At 70.9% G+C, this 15,847-nt stretch carries 13 protein-coding genes and 1 pseudogene; 10 read left to right on the plus strand and 4 right to left on the minus strand.

Features of this window, described 5'->3' with window-relative positions:
* The first annotated feature begins 35 nt into the window (after positions 1-35).
* On the plus strand, positions 36-299 hold the full coding sequence (gene rpsO / locus H9L22_RS03670) for a 30S ribosomal protein S15 (protein WP_187721637.1): 264 nt from the start codon (positions 36-38) through the stop codon (positions 297-299).
* 60 nt (positions 300-359) lie between these two features.
* Here the strand turns inward: rpsO and H9L22_RS03675 are convergent, their stop codons facing one another.
* From H9L22_RS03675 to H9L22_RS03685, 3 genes are read right to left on the minus strand one after another with little or no spacing between them, the layout of a single operon-like run.
* Positions 360-1,358, minus strand: coding sequence for a tocopherol cyclase family protein (locus H9L22_RS03675; RefSeq protein WP_187721638.1), 999 nt, complete (start codon positions 1,356-1,358; stop codon positions 360-362).
* Entirely contained in the window at positions 1,355-1,501 is a 147-nt protein-coding gene (locus H9L22_RS03680) for a hypothetical protein (RefSeq protein WP_187721639.1), read from the minus strand. Before H9L22_RS03680 ends, H9L22_RS03675 begins: the two co-directional genes overlap by 4 nt.
* The gene (locus H9L22_RS03685; protein WP_187721640.1) at positions 1,498-4,719 is read right to left on the minus strand and encodes a proline dehydrogenase family protein; all 3,222 of its coding nucleotides are present in this window, start codon (positions 4,717-4,719) and stop codon (positions 1,498-1,500) included. The genes H9L22_RS03680 and H9L22_RS03685 overlap by 4 nt, the downstream gene beginning before the upstream one ends.
* A 238-nt stretch (positions 4,720-4,957) precedes the next feature.
* On the opposite strand from H9L22_RS03685, the gene H9L22_RS03690 reads away from it, so the two are divergent.
* The 3 genes from H9L22_RS03690 (at position 4,958) to H9L22_RS03700 (ending at position 9,532) form a co-directional block, all read left to right on the plus strand.
* Positions 4,958-7,165, plus strand: coding sequence for a polyribonucleotide nucleotidyltransferase (locus tag H9L22_RS03690; protein ID WP_187721641.1), 2,208 nt, complete (start codon positions 4,958-4,960; stop codon positions 7,163-7,165).
* Positions 7,166-7,318: 153 nt separating this feature from the next.
* The gene (dapB, locus tag H9L22_RS03695; protein WP_187721642.1) at positions 7,319-8,059 is read left to right on the plus strand and encodes a 4-hydroxy-tetrahydrodipicolinate reductase; all 741 of its coding nucleotides are present in this window, start codon (positions 7,319-7,321) and stop codon (positions 8,057-8,059) included.
* A gap of 21 nt (positions 8,060-8,080) precedes the next feature.
* The gene (locus tag H9L22_RS03700; protein WP_187721643.1) at positions 8,081-9,532 is read left to right on the plus strand and encodes an NAD-dependent succinate-semialdehyde dehydrogenase; all 1,452 of its coding nucleotides are present in this window, start codon (positions 8,081-8,083) and stop codon (positions 9,530-9,532) included.
* On the opposite strand, the gene H9L22_RS03705 is transcribed toward H9L22_RS03700, so the two are convergent.
* Entirely contained in the window at positions 9,533-9,973 is a 441-nt protein-coding gene (locus tag H9L22_RS03705) for a GNAT family N-acetyltransferase (protein WP_187721644.1), read from the minus strand.
* A 120-nt stretch (positions 9,974-10,093) separates the two neighbouring features.
* Between H9L22_RS03705 and H9L22_RS03710 the strand changes: the two are divergent.
* From H9L22_RS03710 to H9L22_RS03735, 6 genes and pseudogenes are all read left to right on the plus strand, one after another.
* A pseudogene (locus H9L22_RS03710) lies at positions 10,094-11,769 on the plus strand (ribonuclease J).
* Between the two features lie 124 nt (positions 11,770-11,893).
* Positions 11,894-12,202, plus strand: a complete 309-nt coding sequence (rplU, locus tag H9L22_RS03715; protein WP_187721645.1) for a 50S ribosomal protein L21 — start codon at positions 11,894-11,896, stop codon at positions 12,200-12,202.
* 12 nt (positions 12,203-12,214) lie between these two features.
* Positions 12,215-12,469 carry a 50S ribosomal protein L27 gene (gene rpmA / locus H9L22_RS03720; protein WP_187721646.1) on the plus strand — a complete coding sequence of 85 codons (255 nt, stop codon included), beginning with the start codon at positions 12,215-12,217 and terminating at the stop codon, positions 12,467-12,469.
* Between the two features lie 121 nt (positions 12,470-12,590).
* A complete protein-coding gene (gene obgE / locus H9L22_RS03725) occupies positions 12,591-14,090 on the plus strand; it encodes a GTPase ObgE (RefSeq protein WP_187721647.1) in 1,500 nt (499 codons plus the stop codon).
* Positions 14,087-15,181, plus strand: coding sequence for a glutamate 5-kinase (proB, locus tag H9L22_RS03730; protein WP_187721648.1), 1,095 nt, complete (start codon positions 14,087-14,089; stop codon positions 15,179-15,181). Before obgE ends, proB begins: the two co-directional genes overlap by 4 nt.
* Before the next feature lie 53 nt (positions 15,182-15,234).
* A complete protein-coding gene (locus H9L22_RS03735; protein WP_187721649.1) occupies positions 15,235-15,831 on the plus strand; it encodes a PQ-loop repeat-containing protein in 597 nt (198 codons plus the stop codon).
* Positions 15,832-15,847: the final 16 nt, after the last annotated feature.

A 15,847-nucleotide genomic window follows, 5' to 3' on the forward strand; every position in this document is an offset into this window, starting at 1 on the left:
GGGCGCCGTGCAGCGAACCGAGAGGAGCACCGACTATGGATGCTGAAATGAAGAAGCAGATCATTGAAGAGTACGCGACCAAGCCTGGTGACACCGGTTCGCCCGACGTGCAGATCGCTCTGCTGACGAAGCGGATCGCGCACCTCACCGAGCACCTGAAGTCCCACAAGGGCGATCACCACAGCCGTCGTGGGCTGATGCTCATGGTCGGCCAGCGTCGCCGCCTGCTCAACTACGTCGCCAAGAACGACGTCGAGCACTACCGTGCGCTGATCGCCCGCCTGGGCCTGCGTCGCTGATCTCCTGCGAAGATCTCTTCGGGCGGGGCACTCCTTCGGGGGTGCCCCGCTCGCTTTGTCTCAGAGGGCGATCAGGCGGTCGGTGTCGCCGAACACCTCCAGCCCGGCGGCGACTCCGGTTCCGGCGAACAGCGTCTCCCCGGTGCCGCCGGTGTGCCGGACGGTGACGCGGGCGTCGAGCGTCTCCTCGACCCTGCGGTGCATCGCGGTGCGCAGCGGCGCGTGCAGCAGCCCGCCCCGGGGGCGGGTCGCGCTCATGGCCAGGACGCCGTCCGGCCCACGCAGCTCCCAGTCGACGCGGTCGTCCGTGATGGACAGCCGCGTGTCGGTCGAGCCGTTCCAGGTGGCCCAGGTGCTGATCCGCCCGTGACGTCGCAGCGCGACGATCGACCCGCGGAAGGTGCGACCGAGGCCCGGGATGATGGCGCACGACGCCGTCAGGGAGCCCTCGTCGGGCTTCCCCGCGTCGTCGGAGAGATGGTTGCTGGCGAGCCACACGTATCCGGCGGGGAAGGACCGGCCCCAGTCCTTCTCGATGTAGCCGCGGCCGCCGGTGAACGACGTCGGGGTGTCCTCGACGGCGAGGGCGCCGGCGAGCCCGTGCCCGAACGAGACGATGCCGTGGAGACACTCCATGACCGGCACGTACCCGTACCAGCCCATGATTCCCGGCCGCAGCGGCGTGACCGGGTAGGGGACGGGCGGGGTCGCGTACGTCACCGTGCCCCGCAGTTGGGGCAGGTCGAGCCGGACGCCGGCGTGGTCGAACCGGTTGGCCCCCACCTCCACGACGAACGAGCGGTCGTCGGCGCGGAACTGGTCGACCGGGTAGCGGTGGTACCAGGAGCGCCCCGTCAGGCCGTCGAGGACCTGGACGAACGCCTCGCCGGTCCGTTCACCCTCGGCGCGGAAGATCCCGGGGATAACGGCCCAGCGGGCGGCGAGGTCGGAGGAGATCAGCTTGATGTACCAGCCCTCGAAGTAGCCGCCGCGGACGCCGTGTCCGTGGAATGCCTCGGGGTGGAACACCCCGCGAAGGTGACGGATCGGGGACCTCATGGCAGCCCACCCAACCGCAGTTGTGACACGAGCGGGCTCGGATGCCCGAACCGGTGTGCGGTGATGGAGACCGACTGCTCCAGCACATAGGCCAGGCCGGCGAGGCGCAGGGGGACGAGGCTCGGTCCCGCGAAGACTGTCACGTCGATCCGGCGGCCCAGCGCGACGGATACGTCGCGGCTCCCGAGGTACCGGATCCTGCCGACGGCGCCCGCATCGAAGGCAGCGTCGTGCTCGACGGAGACCGGCAGGCCGACCGACTCGAGGACTCTCCGCAGGTGACCGGCGGGCTCGCCCCGGAAGGAGAAGGAGGCCGCCGCCCCAGAGCGACGGCGGCGCCCGCCTCGCGGAGGACGGCGTCCGCGGTGGCATCCTCCACCCGGACGGTCACCGTCGCGGGTCGGTACCGCAGGACGTTGACCTCGGCGACCAGGCCCGACGGGTCGTGGAGGGCGCCGAACCTGGCCCGCGCCTCGCGCTCGTCGCCGCTGAGGACGGTGCCGAGCCGGGCCAGCGCGTCGCCGTCAAGGACGGCCGCGGCCTCCCGCTGGAGGCGGGCGAGGCGGGCGTCGGTCGGGTGGGCGTCGGGGTCCACCGCCACGGGTGTCGGCACCCAGGTGCCGAGCGCCGCCAGGTGGTTGGGTCCGCCCGCCTTGGCCGACGGCCCGACGACCGACCGCTTCCACCCACCGAAGGGCTGCCGGCGGACGATGGCGCCCGTGATGGGCCGGTTGACGTAGAGGTTGCCTGCCCGGACGCCGTCGAGCCACTCCTGCACCTCCGTCGGATCCAACGAGTGGATCCCCGAGGTGAGCCCGAACGCGGTGTCGTTGGCCCAGGCGATGGCGGTTGCCAGGTCCGGTGCCGCCATCAGCCCCAGCACGGGACCGAAGTACTCCGCGCGGTGGAACTCGCTGCCCGGTCGCACCCCGGCGCGGATCCCCGGCCGCCAGAGGCGCTCCCCCAGCAGGTGTGGTTCGAGGAGCCAACGCTGCCCCGGCTCCAGCTGCGTCAATCCCCGCAGCAGCTTCTCCCCGGGCTCCTCGGTGAGCGGGCCCACCTGGGCGCCCGGATCGCGTGCGGTGCCGACGCGCAGCGAGGCGGCCGCGTCGACCAGCTGGTCGAGGAAGCGGGCCGACCGCGCGACCGATCCGACCAGGATGCCCAGCGAGGCGGCGGAGCACTTCTGACCGGAGTGACCGAACGCGGAGGAGACCAGATCGGCGGCGGCCAGGTCGAGATCCGCGGCGGGGGTCACGATGATGGCGTTCTTCCCGGACGTCTCCGCCAGCAGCGGGAGGCCGGGCCGCCAGGTGCGGAACAGTTCCGCCGTCTCGGCGGATCCGGTCAGGAGCACCTGCTCGACCCGGGTGTCGGTGATCAGGTCGCGCCCGAGCGGCCCGTCGTCGAGGACGGCGAGCTGCAGGAGCCCGCGGGGGACGCCCGCGTCCCACAGCGACTCGGCCAGGACGGCCGCCACCCGTCGCGCGGACGGAGCGGGCTTCAGCACGACAGCCGACCCGACGGCCAACGCCGCGGCCACCCCGCCCAACGGGATCGCGATCGGGAAGTTCCAGGGCGACGCGACCACGGTCACCCGCGGCGGCAGCTGACGGGCGCCGGGGACGACCTCGGTGGCCAGCGACGCGTAGTAGGTGGCGAAGTCGACGGCCTCCGAGACCTCAGCGTCGGCCTGCTCCGGCAGCTTGCCCGCGTCGTCGCAGGCGACGGTGACGAGTCGCCGGCGGACGGCCTCCAGCGACCGGGCGACTGCCCGCAGCACGTCCGCCCGCTGGCCGGCCGGGACCGCGGACCAGGCGCCACCCTCCCGTGCGGCCCGGTCCAGGATCGTCGACACCTGCGCCGTCGTCGTGATCGTCGAGTCGAGGGTGGTGCGGGCGCCGAGCCGCCGGGCTGGCAGCGCACCCCGGACGGCGTCGGCCCAGGCGGCGCCTGAGGGCGTCGTCGTGTCGGTGTCGGCCGCGTTGCGGAACCCCGGGCCGGCCTGCTGCCGCTCCTGGACGACCCAGGCTGCCGCCAGGGCGGGGGAGTGGGCGGCGGCCGCCAGGAACCTGGCCTCCTCCCGCTCCAGGAACGCCGGATCGGAGCCGAGCCGGGAGGCCCCGGACATGAAGTTCTCCGGAGCCGCGTTCTCCTCGAGCCTGCGCGCCAGGTACGACACGGCCGCGCCGTACTCCGCAGCCGGCACCAGCGGCACATACAGTCGCGGGGCGCCGACCTCGGCCCCGACGACCCGTTGCAGCCGCGGCGCCATGCCCGCCAGCATCTCGAGTTCCGTGCCGGCTTCCACGCCCCGGGCGCGGGCGAGTGTGTGCGCGGCGGCGAGCGAGAAGACGTTGTGGCTGGCGACGCCGATCCGCAGCCGATCGACCGCCCCGGGTCGCAGGCAGCGGCCGAGGGCGGAGAGGAACGAGGCGTCCGTGTCCAGCTTCGACCCCAGCACGGGCGACGGCCACCCGCGCAGCTCCGCCGTGACGAGTTCCATGGCGAGGTTGGCGCCCTTGACCAGGCGGACCCTGATGGGTCGGCCTCCCGCCGCCGCCCTGCGCCTGGCGAAGGCGTCGAGCTCCGCGAGCACCAGGTCGGACTCGCGCAGGTAGGTCTGCACGGCGATGCCCGCGTCGAGCCGCTCGAGGCCGGGAAGGGAGAGAAGCCGCCGGAACACGTCGAGGGTCAGGTGGAGGTCGCGGTACTCCTCCATGTCGAGGTTGACGAAGCACCCTGCGCGGGCCGCCGCCGCGTACAGGGGGCGGAGCCGGCGCACGGCCTGGTCGACGGCGTCGGCATGCCCCCAGGCGGAGCGCTGGCCCAACACGGCCGAGACCTTGATGGAGACGTGGTCGACGCCGTCCAGCTCGAGCAGCCGTCGGGTGCGGGCCAGCCGCTGCTGTGCGTGGTCGTCGCCGAGGACGGCCTCGCCGAGGAGATTCAGGTTGAGGCGGACCCCGCCGCGCCGCAGCCGTCGCAGGGTCCGCGGCAGCGGGCCGCCGACGTCGACGACCAGGTCTCCCACCAGGGCCCTGAACGCCCGCCGGGCCACGGGGAGGGCGGCGCGGGGAGCGGCGGCGGCGCCGCGGAGAGCCAGGGCCAGCGGCGCGGGCAGGAAGTCGGGGGGAGAGGCCGCGAGCCTGGCCAGCGCGGCTGCGGCCACGCGCGGGTCCTCGGGCCTCATGACCTCGTCGACGAAGGCGAGGGTGAAGTCCAGCCCGCCGGGCTGTGCCAGCGCGTCGCCGAGCAGTCGGGCGGACGGAGGTTCAGGGAGATCGCGGCAGGCGTGGGCCCACCGCCGCGCGGTCGCCGCAGCGGAGGAAACGTCCAGTGGTGCGGGCGTCACAGCCATGTGCCCATCGTCGTCCCGGCTCGTCGATGCCGCTGGACATCACCCGAACGGGTAGACTGCCGCATACAACCGAATACCGAACAGTTACCCAGCAGCCCAGACTCGGTCTCGTCTGGTCCTCGGTAGTGGCCTTCGGGTGCGCAAGCGCCCCCGCGGGTCTCGATCGAAGACCGGCAGGCACGGCGGATGATCTTCCCGCCAGGGGTTGGGCGCGCTCACACCCGAAAGGAGCCTGTCCGTGGAAGGACCAGGCATCGAATTCACCGAGACCGTTATTGACAACGGTCGCCACGGTAAGCACACCGTCCGCTTCGAGGCGGGCGTCCTCGCTCAGCAGGCCGACGGCTCCGCCGCCGTCTACCTCGACGGCGACACCATGCTGCTGTCGGCGACGACCGCGCAGAAGACCCCGCGCGACGCCATCGACTTCTTCCCCCTGACCGTCGACGTAGAGGAGCGCATGTACGCCGCGGGTCGCATCCCCGGCTCGTTCTTCCGCCGCGAGGGTCGCCCCGGCGAGGGCGCCATCCTCGCCTGTCGCCTCATCGACCGCCCGCTGCGTCCCGCCTTCGTGAAGGGCCTGCGCAACGAGGTCCAGGTCGTCGTGACTGTCCTGTCGCTGAACCCCGCCGTCATGTACGACGTCGTCGCCATCAACGCCGCGTCGATGTCGACCCAGCTCGCCGGGCTGCCGTTCTCCGGCCCGATCGGCGGCGTCCGCGTCGCCCTGATCGGCGGCGACTGGGTCGCGTTCCCGACCATCGAGCAGATCGCCGCCTCGGCGTTCCAGATGGTCGTCGCGGGCCGCGTCCTGCCCGACGGTGACGTCGCCATCATGATGGTCGAAGCCGGCGGCACGGAGGCCACCTGGGAGCTCGTCCGTGGCGGCGCCGTCGCCCCGACCGAGGAGATCGTCGGCCAGGGCCTCGAGGCCGCCAAGCCGTTCATCAAGCAGCTGTGCGACGCCCAGTCGGAGCTCGCGGCCAAGCTGCCTCGCGAGACCTACGACTTCCCCGTCTTCCGTGACTACCAGGACGACGTGTTCGAGGCTGTCTCGGAGCTCGCCTCCGATCGCATCGCCGAGGCCATGAAGATCGCGGGCAAGCAGGACCGTGACGACGCCACGCACGCCATCCGGCAGGATGTCACCGAGCAGCTGGCCGAGCGCTTCGCCGGCCGCGGCAACGAGATCTCGGCCGCCCTCAAGGGCCTGACCAAGAAGATCGTGCGTCACCGCACCCTCGCCGAGCAGGTCCGCATCGACGGCCGCGGCGTCACCGACATCCGCGCCCTGTCCGCCGAGGTCGCGGTCATCCCGCGCGTGCACGGCTCCGCCCTGTTCCAGCGCGGCGAGACCCAGATCATGGGCGTCTCCACGCTGAACATGCTCGACATGGAGCAGAAGATCGACACGTTGGCGCCGGAGAAGACCAAGCGCTACATGCACAACTACAACTTCCCGCCGTTCTCGACGGGCGAGACCGGCCGCGTCGGCTCCCCGAAGCGGCGTGAGATCGGCCACGGTGCGCTCGCCGAGCGTGCGCTGATCCCCGTGCTGCCCACGCGCAACGAGTTCCCCTACGCGATCCGCCAGGTGTCCGAGGCTCTCGGCTCCAACGGCTCGACCTCCATGGGCTCGGTGTGTGCCTCGACCCTGTCGCTGCTCAACGCCGGCGTGCCGCTGAAGGCCCCCGTGGCCGGCATCGCCATGGGCCTCATGAGCGAGGAACTGGACGGTGAGACGAAGTACGTCGCGCTGACCGACATCCTCGGCGCCGAGGATGCCCTCGGTGACATGGACTTCAAGGTCGCCGGCACGCGTGACTTCGTCACCGCCCTCCAGCTCGACACGAAGCTCAACGGCATCCCCGCCTCCGAGCTCCAGAAGGCCCTGTTGCAGGCCCGCGACGCCCGGCACACGCTGCTCGACGTCATGGACGAGGCCATCGAGGGCCCGGACGAGATGAGCCCCTACGCGCCGCGGATCATCTCGCTGCGCATCCCGGTTGACAAGATCGGCGAGGTGATCGGCCCGAAGGGCAAGATCATCAACCAGATCCAGGACGAGACCGGCGCGAACATCGCGATCGAGGACGACGGCACCGTCTACGTCGGCGCTGAAACCGGCGAGGCGGCCGACGCGGCCGTCGCGCAGATCAACGCGATCGCCAACCCGCACATGCCCGAGAAGGGCGAGCGGTACCTCGGCACCGTCGTGAAGCTGACCAGCTTCGGCGCCTTCGTGTCGCTGCTCCCGGGCAAGGACGGCCTGCTGCACATCTCGAAGCTCCGCGCGCTGGCCGGTGGCAAGCGCGTCGAGGACGTCGAGGACGTGCTCAGCGTCGGCCAGAAGCTCCAGGTGGAGATCTCGGACATCGACGACCGCGGCAAGCTGTCGCTGGCGCCGGTGGTCGAGGAGGCCAAGGAGGAGGCCGCCGCGGAGTGACGCGGTAGCACCCACGACGGCGGGCGCCGGGATCCACAGGGATCCCGGCGCCCGCCGTTTCCATGGTGTCCAGCGCCGGGCCCGGGTGCTTGCCCGGGCCTGGTCAGGCTGGTTGACTGGGGACGACGACGGTTGAGAGGGAGCAGATAGGACATGCACGAGATCCAGGTCGGTGTCTTCGGCGTCAGCGGGAAGATGGGCAGCGAGGTCGTCCGGGCGGTGGACCGCGCAGAGGGCATGACCATCGTCGGCGGGGTGGACCTCGGGGAACCCCGCGAACAACTCGGCCGGGCGAAGGTCGCGGTGGACTTCACGCATCCTGACGCCGTGATGGGCAACATCGAGTGGTGCCTGGAGCGGGGCATCAACATGGTCATCGGCACCACGGGCTTCACGCAGGAGCGACTCGAGACGGTCCGCGGTCTCCTGGACGCGCACCCCGGTGTCGGCGTTCTCATCGCCTCGAACTTCTCCATCGGCGCCATCCTGATGATGCAGTTCGCCGCCAAGGCGGCCCCGTTCTACCCGTCCGTCGAGATCATCGAACTGCACCACCCGAACAAGGCTGACGCCCCGTCCGGCACGGCCGCGACGACCGCGCGTCGGGTGGGCGCGGCCCGCGACGCGGCGGGCCTGGGGCCGGTCCCCGATGCCACCGTGCACGACGCAGGAGCCCGCGGCGCCGTGGTCGACGGCGTCCACATCCACGGCGTGCGCCTGCAGGGCCTCGTGGCCCACCAGGAGGTGCTGCTCGGCACCCACGGCGAGACGCTGACGATCCGGCACGACTCGTTCGACAGGGTCTCCTTCATGCCCGGCGTCGTCGCCGCCATCCGCCACGTCGTCGACCACCCCGGGCTCACCCTCGAGATGGAGCAGGTGCTCGGCATCTGACCGGGCGCCCGAGGAATGGTCATGGACACCGAATCGCTCCTGGCCCGCGTGCCGGTCGGACAGTTCATCGGCGGCCGGTTCCGGCCGTCCCGGGACACGTTCGCCGTCCGTAACCCGGCCAGCGGCGCCGTCATCGCCCGCGTCGGGGACGGCGACCAGGAGGACGCCAGGGCCGCCCTCGACGCCGCCTGCGCCGCGGGACCCGCCTGGGCTTCCACTGAGCCCCGCCACCGCGCAGAGATCCTGCGCCGTGCCTTCGAGCTGATCCTCGAACGCGGCGACGACTTCGCCGCGCTCATGACCCTGGAGATGGGCAAGCCGCTGGCCGAGTCGCGCGGCGAGGTCGCCTACGGGGCCGAGTTCTTCCGCTGGTTCGCGGAGGAGACGTGCCGCGTGGAGGGGCGCTGGACCACCGCGCCGTCGGGTAGCAACCGCCTGCTGACCATGAAGCAGCCCGTCGGCCCCGTGTACGCCATCACCCCGTGGAACTTTCCGCTGGCCATGGGCACCCGCAAGCTCGGTCCGGCGCTCGCCGCGGGCTGCACCGCCGTCATCAAACCGGCCCAGCTCACCCCGCTCACGATGCTGTACCTGATGGCGACCCTGCGCGACGCGGGCGTCCCCGATGGCGTCGTGAACTGCATCACCTCGACCGACTCCGGGGCCGTCTCCGCACCCATCCTGACCGATCCCCGGCTCCGGAAGCTCACATTCACGGGTTCCACGGAGGTGGGTCGCGCGCTCCTGCGGCAGGCCGCAGACGGTGTGCTGCGCACGTCGATGGAGCTCGGCGGCAACGCGCCCTTCCTGGTGCTGGGCGACGCAGACGTGGACGCCGCCGTCGCCGGGGCCATGCCCGCCAAGTTCCGCAACAACGGGGAGGCCTGCACGGCCGCGAACCGGTTCTACGTGCACCGCGACCGCGTCGACGAGTTCACCTCCAAGCTGGTCGCCGCGGTCGAGGGCCTCGTCGTCGGCGACGGCATGGTCGAAACGACGACGCTCGGCCCGCTGATCGACGACGCCGCCGTCGCCAAGGTGACGCGGCTGGTGGACGACGCCGTGGCGAAGGGTGCGCGCGTGCTGACCGGCGGGGGAGCTCCTGAGCGTCCCGGACACTTCTACCGCCCCACGGTGCTCACGGACGTCCCCCGCGACGCCGACGTGCTGCGGGAGGAGATCTTCGGCCCCGTGGCGCCGATCGTCACGGTCGACGGCGACGAGGAGGCCATCGCCCTGGCCAACGACTCCGAGTTCGGCCTGATGGCCTACGTGTACTCCCGCGACATCGGCCGCGTCGTCCGCGCGGCCGAAAGGCTCGAGAGCGGGATGGTGGCGGTCAACACAGGCGTCGTGTCGAACCCGGCCGCCCCGTTCGGGGGAGTGAAGGCCTCGGGCCTGGGCCGCGAGGGCTCCCACGAGGGGCTGGACGAGTACCTGGAGACCAAGTACCTCGGCATCAGCCTGGAGTGATCAGTCGGCCGCGATGCGGGTGTGCAGCCGCACCAGCTTGACGTGCTCGCCGTCCTCGTCGACGCCCACCTCCTGGTGCGCGCCGTCGGCGGCCCAGCCGCAGCCCACGAGAAAGGACCGCAGGGCGTCGTCGGCCGCGCGCGCCCAGAACACCGCGACCTCGAAGCCGTCGGTGCGCAGCGTGTCGACCGCGGCGTTCATGAGCCGTGAGCCGTGCCCCTTCCTGCGGTGCTTCGGGTCGACGATGAACTCGGCGATCGTGCCGTCGGCGTTCTCACGGTCCGGCTCCCCGCTGGGGCCCGTGACGGCGAAGCCGACCACCCCCGCGTCGCCGACGGCGACCAGCACCCTGCAGTGGGCCAGCGGCGGCTTCACGATGGCCTCGTGCCAGGCACGGGTGGCCACGTCGGCGGGCACCGCGGAGAGCGCCTCCGGGGGCATGCCGGCCTCGGCCCAGGCCCGACGCTGGATGCGTGCGATGTCGACCGCCTCAGCGGGCAGGGCGAGACGGACGGAGTCGATGGGGGCATGGGCCCCACTCTATCCACTAGCCTGGCACCCATGACAGACGCGCAGACCCCACCCAAGCTGGCTCCGGGAACCCTGCGGGTGATCCCGCTGGGCGGGCTCGGCGACGTTGGTCGCAACATGACCGCCTTCGAGATCGACGGTCAGATCGCCCTGGTCGACTGCGGCGTGTTGTTCCCCGAGGACCACCACCCCGGCGTCGACCTGATCCTCCCCGCCCTCGACTACCTGGACGACCGGCTCGACGACATCGTCGCGCTGGTGCTCACCCACGGCCACGAGGACCACATCGGCGCCGTCCCGTACCTCCTGAAGCGCCGAAACGACATCCCCGTCTACGGCTCCAAGCTGACGCTGGCGTTCGTCGCCGGGAAGCTGCGGGAGCACCGGATCCGCGAGTTCACCCTCGACGCGGTCGAGGAGGGCGAGATCCTGGAGATCGGCAACTTCGACTTCGAGTTCCTGGCCGTCAACCACTCCATCCCCGACGCGCTGGCCGTCGCGATCCGCACCAAGGCCGGCCTCGTGCTTCACACCGGCGACTTCAAGATGGACCAGCTGCCGCTCGACGGCCGCATCACCGACCTGCGCGGCTTCGCCCGCCTCGGCGACGAGGGCGTCGACCTGTTCATGGCCGACTCCACCAACGCGGAGGTGCCCGGCTTCACCACCCCGAGAAGGACGTGGTGCCCGCCATCGAACGCGTCTTCGACGCGGCCAAGGGCAAGCTGATCGTGGCCTGCTTCGCCTCGCACGTGCACCGCGTCCAGCAGGTGCTCGACATGGCCGTCAAGCATGACCGCAAGGTCGTCTACGTGGGCCGCTCCATGGTCCGCAACATGGCGACGGCCCGCGACCTCGGCTACCTGCACGTGCCCGCCGGCACCCTGATCGAACTCAAGGAGATCGACCGGTACCCGGTGGACAAGGTCGTGATCGTCTCCACCGGTTCGCAGGGCGAGCCGATGGCGGCGCTGAGCCGCATCGCGAACCGCGAGCACCCCGTCATCGAGGTCGGCAAGGGCGACACGGTGCTGCTGGCCAGCTCGCTGATCCCCGGCAACGAGAACTCCGTCTACCGGGTCATCAACGGCCTGACGAGGCTCGGCGCCAACGTCGTGCACAAGGGCAACGCGCTCGTGCACGTCTCCGGCCACGCCTCCGCAGGCGAACTGCTCTACTGCTACAACATCCTGCGGCCCCGCAACGCCATGCCGATCCACGGCGAGGTGCGTCACCTGGTGGCCAACGGCAAGCTCGCAGAGCAGACGGGCGTCCCGAGCGAGCGCGTCATCGTGGCCGGCGACGGCGACGTCATCGATCTGAAGGCGGGGATCGCGAAGAAGGTCGGCTCCATCGACGCGAGCTACATCTTCGTCGACGGCTCCACGGTCGGTGACATCTCCGAGTCGATCATGGACCGCCGGATCCTCGGCGAGGAGGGCTTCATCTCGGTCATCACCGTCGTCGATCTCCACAACCGCAGGATCGTCTCCGGACCCGAGATCCAGGCCCGCGGCATCGCTGAGGGTGACTCGGTCTTCGAGGATGTGCGCACCAGAACGGCCGACGCGCTCACGACCGCGATGCGCGACGGCGTCGACGACGCCTACCGTCTGCAGCAGGTCACCCGGCGCACGGTGGGGCAGTGGGCCTCGAAGTCGCTGCGTCGTCGTCCGATGATCGTTCCCGTCGTGGTGACCACATAGCCGGCGTCCGGTTTGACCGCGTACCCGCGGCCACGTAAAGTAGTCCATCGGTGCTTTGCCCCCTTGTTTCATGACGGGATGGGCAGCCAATTGACTTTTGTAATGAAACGAAGGTAGGTCAGTCGTGTACGCGATCGTGCGCAACGGTGGCCGTCAGCACAAGGTAGCTGTCGGCGACGTCCTGGACATCGATCTGGTGTCCGAAGAGGTCGGCGGTACCGTCACCCTGCAGCCGCTGCTGCTGGTCGACGGCGACAAGATCACCTCTGACGCCAAGGGCCTCGGCAAGGTGAGTGTCACCGCCGAGGTTCTGGGTGAGATCAAGGGTCCGAAGATCCGGATCCTGAAGTACAAGAACAAGACCGGCTATAAGAAGCGCCAGGGGCACCGTCAGCGGTACACCCAGGTCAAGTTCACCGGAATCAAGGCCTGAGGAGAGTAAGACATGGCAACCAAGAAGGGCGCGTCCTCGACGCGCAACGGTCGTGATTCCAACGCTCAGCGCCTCGGCGTGAAGCGCTTCGGTGGCCAGGCTGTCGGCGCGGGCGAGATCCTCGTGCGTCAGCGTGGCACCCACTTCCACCCGGGTGACGGCGTCGGCCGCGGCAAGGACGACACCCTGTTCGCGCTGGTCGAGGGCCAGGTGGAGTTCGGCGTGAAGCGCGGTCGCCGCGTGGTCAACGTCGTCTCCGCCGCCTGAGGCACACCAAGAGACACCATCGGCTGAGGCCCGTCCCGTACTGGGGCGGGCCTCAGCCGGTTCTCCGTGGCACGCTCACGAACGGGGGAACCACGGCGCTGGCCGGTAGACTGGCCGCGCTATGGCTATTCCTTCCTTCGTAGACCGCGTCAAGCTGACCGTCCAGGCCGGCAACGGCGGGCACGGCTGCGCCTCCGTCCACCGCGAAAAATTCAAGCCGCTCGGCGGCCCCGACGGCGGCAACGGCGGCGAGGGCGGTTCCGTCGTCCTGCGTGTCGACGACTCGCTGTCCACCCTGGTCGACTACCACCGTCAATCGGTGCGGAAGGCGACCAACGGCCAACCGGGCAAGGGTGACATGCAGCACGGCCCGCGTGGCGAGAGCATCGTGCTGGCCGTGCCGACCGGCACCGTCGTCACCGATGCGACCACCGGCGAGGTCCTCGCCGACCTGACCGTCGACGGCTCGGAACTGGTCGTCGCCCGCGGAGGCCGCGGCGGACTCGGCAACGCGGCGCTCGCGACCGCGGCCAGGAAGGCGCCCGGCTTCGCCCTGCTCGGCGAGGAGGGCGAATCCCGCGTCATCCAGCTTGAGCTGAAGGTCGTCGCAGACGTCGGCCTCGTCGGGTTCCCGTCCGCCGGCAAGTCGTCGCTGATCGCCGCGATCTCCAGGGCGAGGCCGAAGATCGCCGACTACCCGTTCACCACGCTGGTGCCCAACCTGGGGGTGGTCCTCGCGGGTGAGGTCACCTACACCGTCGCCGACGTGCCCGGCCTCATCGAGGGGGCCTCGGAGGGACGCGGCCTCGGCTTCGACTTCCTGCGCCACATCGAGCGCTGCCAGGCCATCGTGCACGTCATCGACCTGGGCACCTACGAGCCCGGCAGGGACCCGGTCAGCGACCTCGAGATCATCGAGGCCGAGCTGGCCGCCCACGGTGGGCTCGAGGACCGGCACCGGCTGATCGCGCTGAACAAGGTGGACCTGCCGGACGCGCACGAGATGGCGGCCATCGCGCGCGAGGAACTCCAGCGCTTCGGTCACCCGATCTTCGAGATCTCGACCAAGACCGGCGAGGGCCTGAACGCGCTGAAGTTCGCGATGGCCGACGTCGTCGCCAAGCGTCGCGCCGAGCTTCCGCCGGCCGCACCCGCGCAGGTGCTGCGTCCGCGGCCGGTCGGTTCCCGCCGCGGCTCCCAGGCCGAGCCCGATTTCACCATCGTGAAGAAGGGGGACGGCGAGGGCGGCTTCATCTGGCGCGTGCGCGGCGAGAAGCCCGAGCGCTGGATCCGGCAGACCGACTTCAACAACGCGGAGGCCGTCGGCTACCTGGCCGACCGGTTCACCCGGCTCGGCATCGAGACGAAGCTGCTGGAGATCGGTGCCCGTCCCGGCGATGCCGTCGCGATCGGCGGCGAGGACGCCGTCGTCTTCGACTTCGCGCCGCAGATCGAGTCCGGCGCCGAGATCCTGGCCCGCCGCGGCGAGGACACACGTCTGGAGACCGAGCGTCCTGCCGCGACGCGACGCAAGCGCATGGACGCGGAGTACCACGCGGCGAAGGCAGCAGGCATCGACTTCGCGACCTCGGGATATGAGGCCGAGGACGAGGAAGGGTGAGGCCGCAGATCGCCGAGGCCCGTCGCGTCGTCGTCAAGGTCGGGTCCTCGTCGCTGACGGGCGCTGACGGCAGGCTCGACACGGCCCGGGTGGACGAGCTGGCCCGGCTGCTGTCCGGCCTGCAGGCACGGGGCTCCCGCGTGGTGCTGGTCACCTCGGGCGCCATCGCCGCGGCCATCGGCCCGCTGGGCCTGCGCCGCCGCCCGCGCGACCTCGAGACCCAGCAGGCCGCGGCCGCGGTGGGGCAGGGGCTGCTCATCCGCGCCTACAGCGACGCGTTCGCCGAGCACGGCGTGCAGGTCGCCCAGCTGCTGCTGACTGTCGAGGACGTGCTGCGCCCCAGCACCTACCGCAACGCGCTGAACACCATCTCGCGGCTGTTCCGGCTCGGGGTCGTGCCGATCGTCAACGAGAACGACACGGTGGCGACGCACGAGATCCGCTTCGGCGACAACGACCGCCTCGCCGCGCTGATCGCGCACCTGGTGCGTGCCGATGCGCTGTTCCTGATGAGCGACGTCGACGGCCTGTACACGGCTCACCCGGACACCCCCGGCGCAGAGCGGATCTCCCGCGTCGACGACATCTCGAAGCTCGCGGTCGACACGTCACGCGTGGGCTCCAAGGTGGGCACCGGTGGCATGCGCACCAAGGTCATCGCCGCGGACATCGCCACGCAGGCGGGGGTCTCCGTCGTCCTCGGGCACGCCGACCAGCTCGAGGCCGCACTGGCCGGTGAGGATGTCGGCACGCTGTTCCCGCCGCGGAAGAAGCGCCGGCCCCGGCGACTGCTGTGGCTGGCGTTCGCGGCCGAGCCGCGCGGCTGGCTGCATGTGGACGAGGGCGCGGCGCGGGCCCTCATCCGCCGTCACGCCTCGCTGCTGGCGGCGGGGATCCGCGAGGTGAAGGGCACCTTCGCCGAGGGGGAGCCCGTGGAGATCATCGGCCCCGACGGCGCCGTCATCGGCCGGGGTTTCGTGGGCTGCTCCAGCGCCGAGCTGACCACCGAGCTGGGGCATTCGAGTGACGAGGCCGGCCACGGGCATCAGCGTCCGGTGATCCACCGCGACCACATGATGCTGGCCGACTGACGCGCAACCGACCCGATGCTGTTCAAACCGGTTTCACCACCTAGGCTGAGCGCGTGATCGAGGTGTTCGGGTGGGCCGCGGCGGCCCTGGGGGTCGGCTCCAGCGTTCCCCAGTTCGTGCGCATCGTCCGGGAGCGCACCAGCGCGGGGGTCTCGCTGCGCACCTGGCAGATCTCGGCCGCGTCGACGGCGGCGTGGGCGTTCCATGGCTTCCTCGTCGAGGCGCCGCAGATGCAGGTGCCCAACATCCTCCTGTGCGCCATCTCGCTGGGTATCGTCGGCTACATCCTGCGGGAGCGCAGGAAGTCCATGCTGCTCCCGCTGCTCGCCATCGTGGCGTTGGCGGTCGCGCTGGGCGGCGTGGAACTGCTGTTCGGGGCCTTCGTCTTCGGCACCGTCATCGTGGCCCCCCAGTTGCTGGCCCAGCTGACCCAGATGCGCGAGATGCTGCGCTCGGACGATCTGCGTGGCGTCTCCCTCGGGTGGCTCGCCCTCTTCCTCGTCGTCCAGGCGATGTGGTTCGTCTTCGGGTTCGTCACGGTCGACTGGGCGTTGATCGTGTGCGCCGGCGCGATGTGCGTGACCGCGTCGATCAACCTCGCCATCTACCTGGTCCGCAGCCGCAGGCAGGCCGTCGCTCTCGCTGTGTGACGGCCTAGACTCGGGG

The sequence above is a fragment of the Tessaracoccus defluvii genome, from assembly GCF_014489575.1.
Classification (GTDB): Bacteria; Actinomycetota; Actinomycetes; order Propionibacteriales; family Propionibacteriaceae; genus Arachnia; species Arachnia defluvii.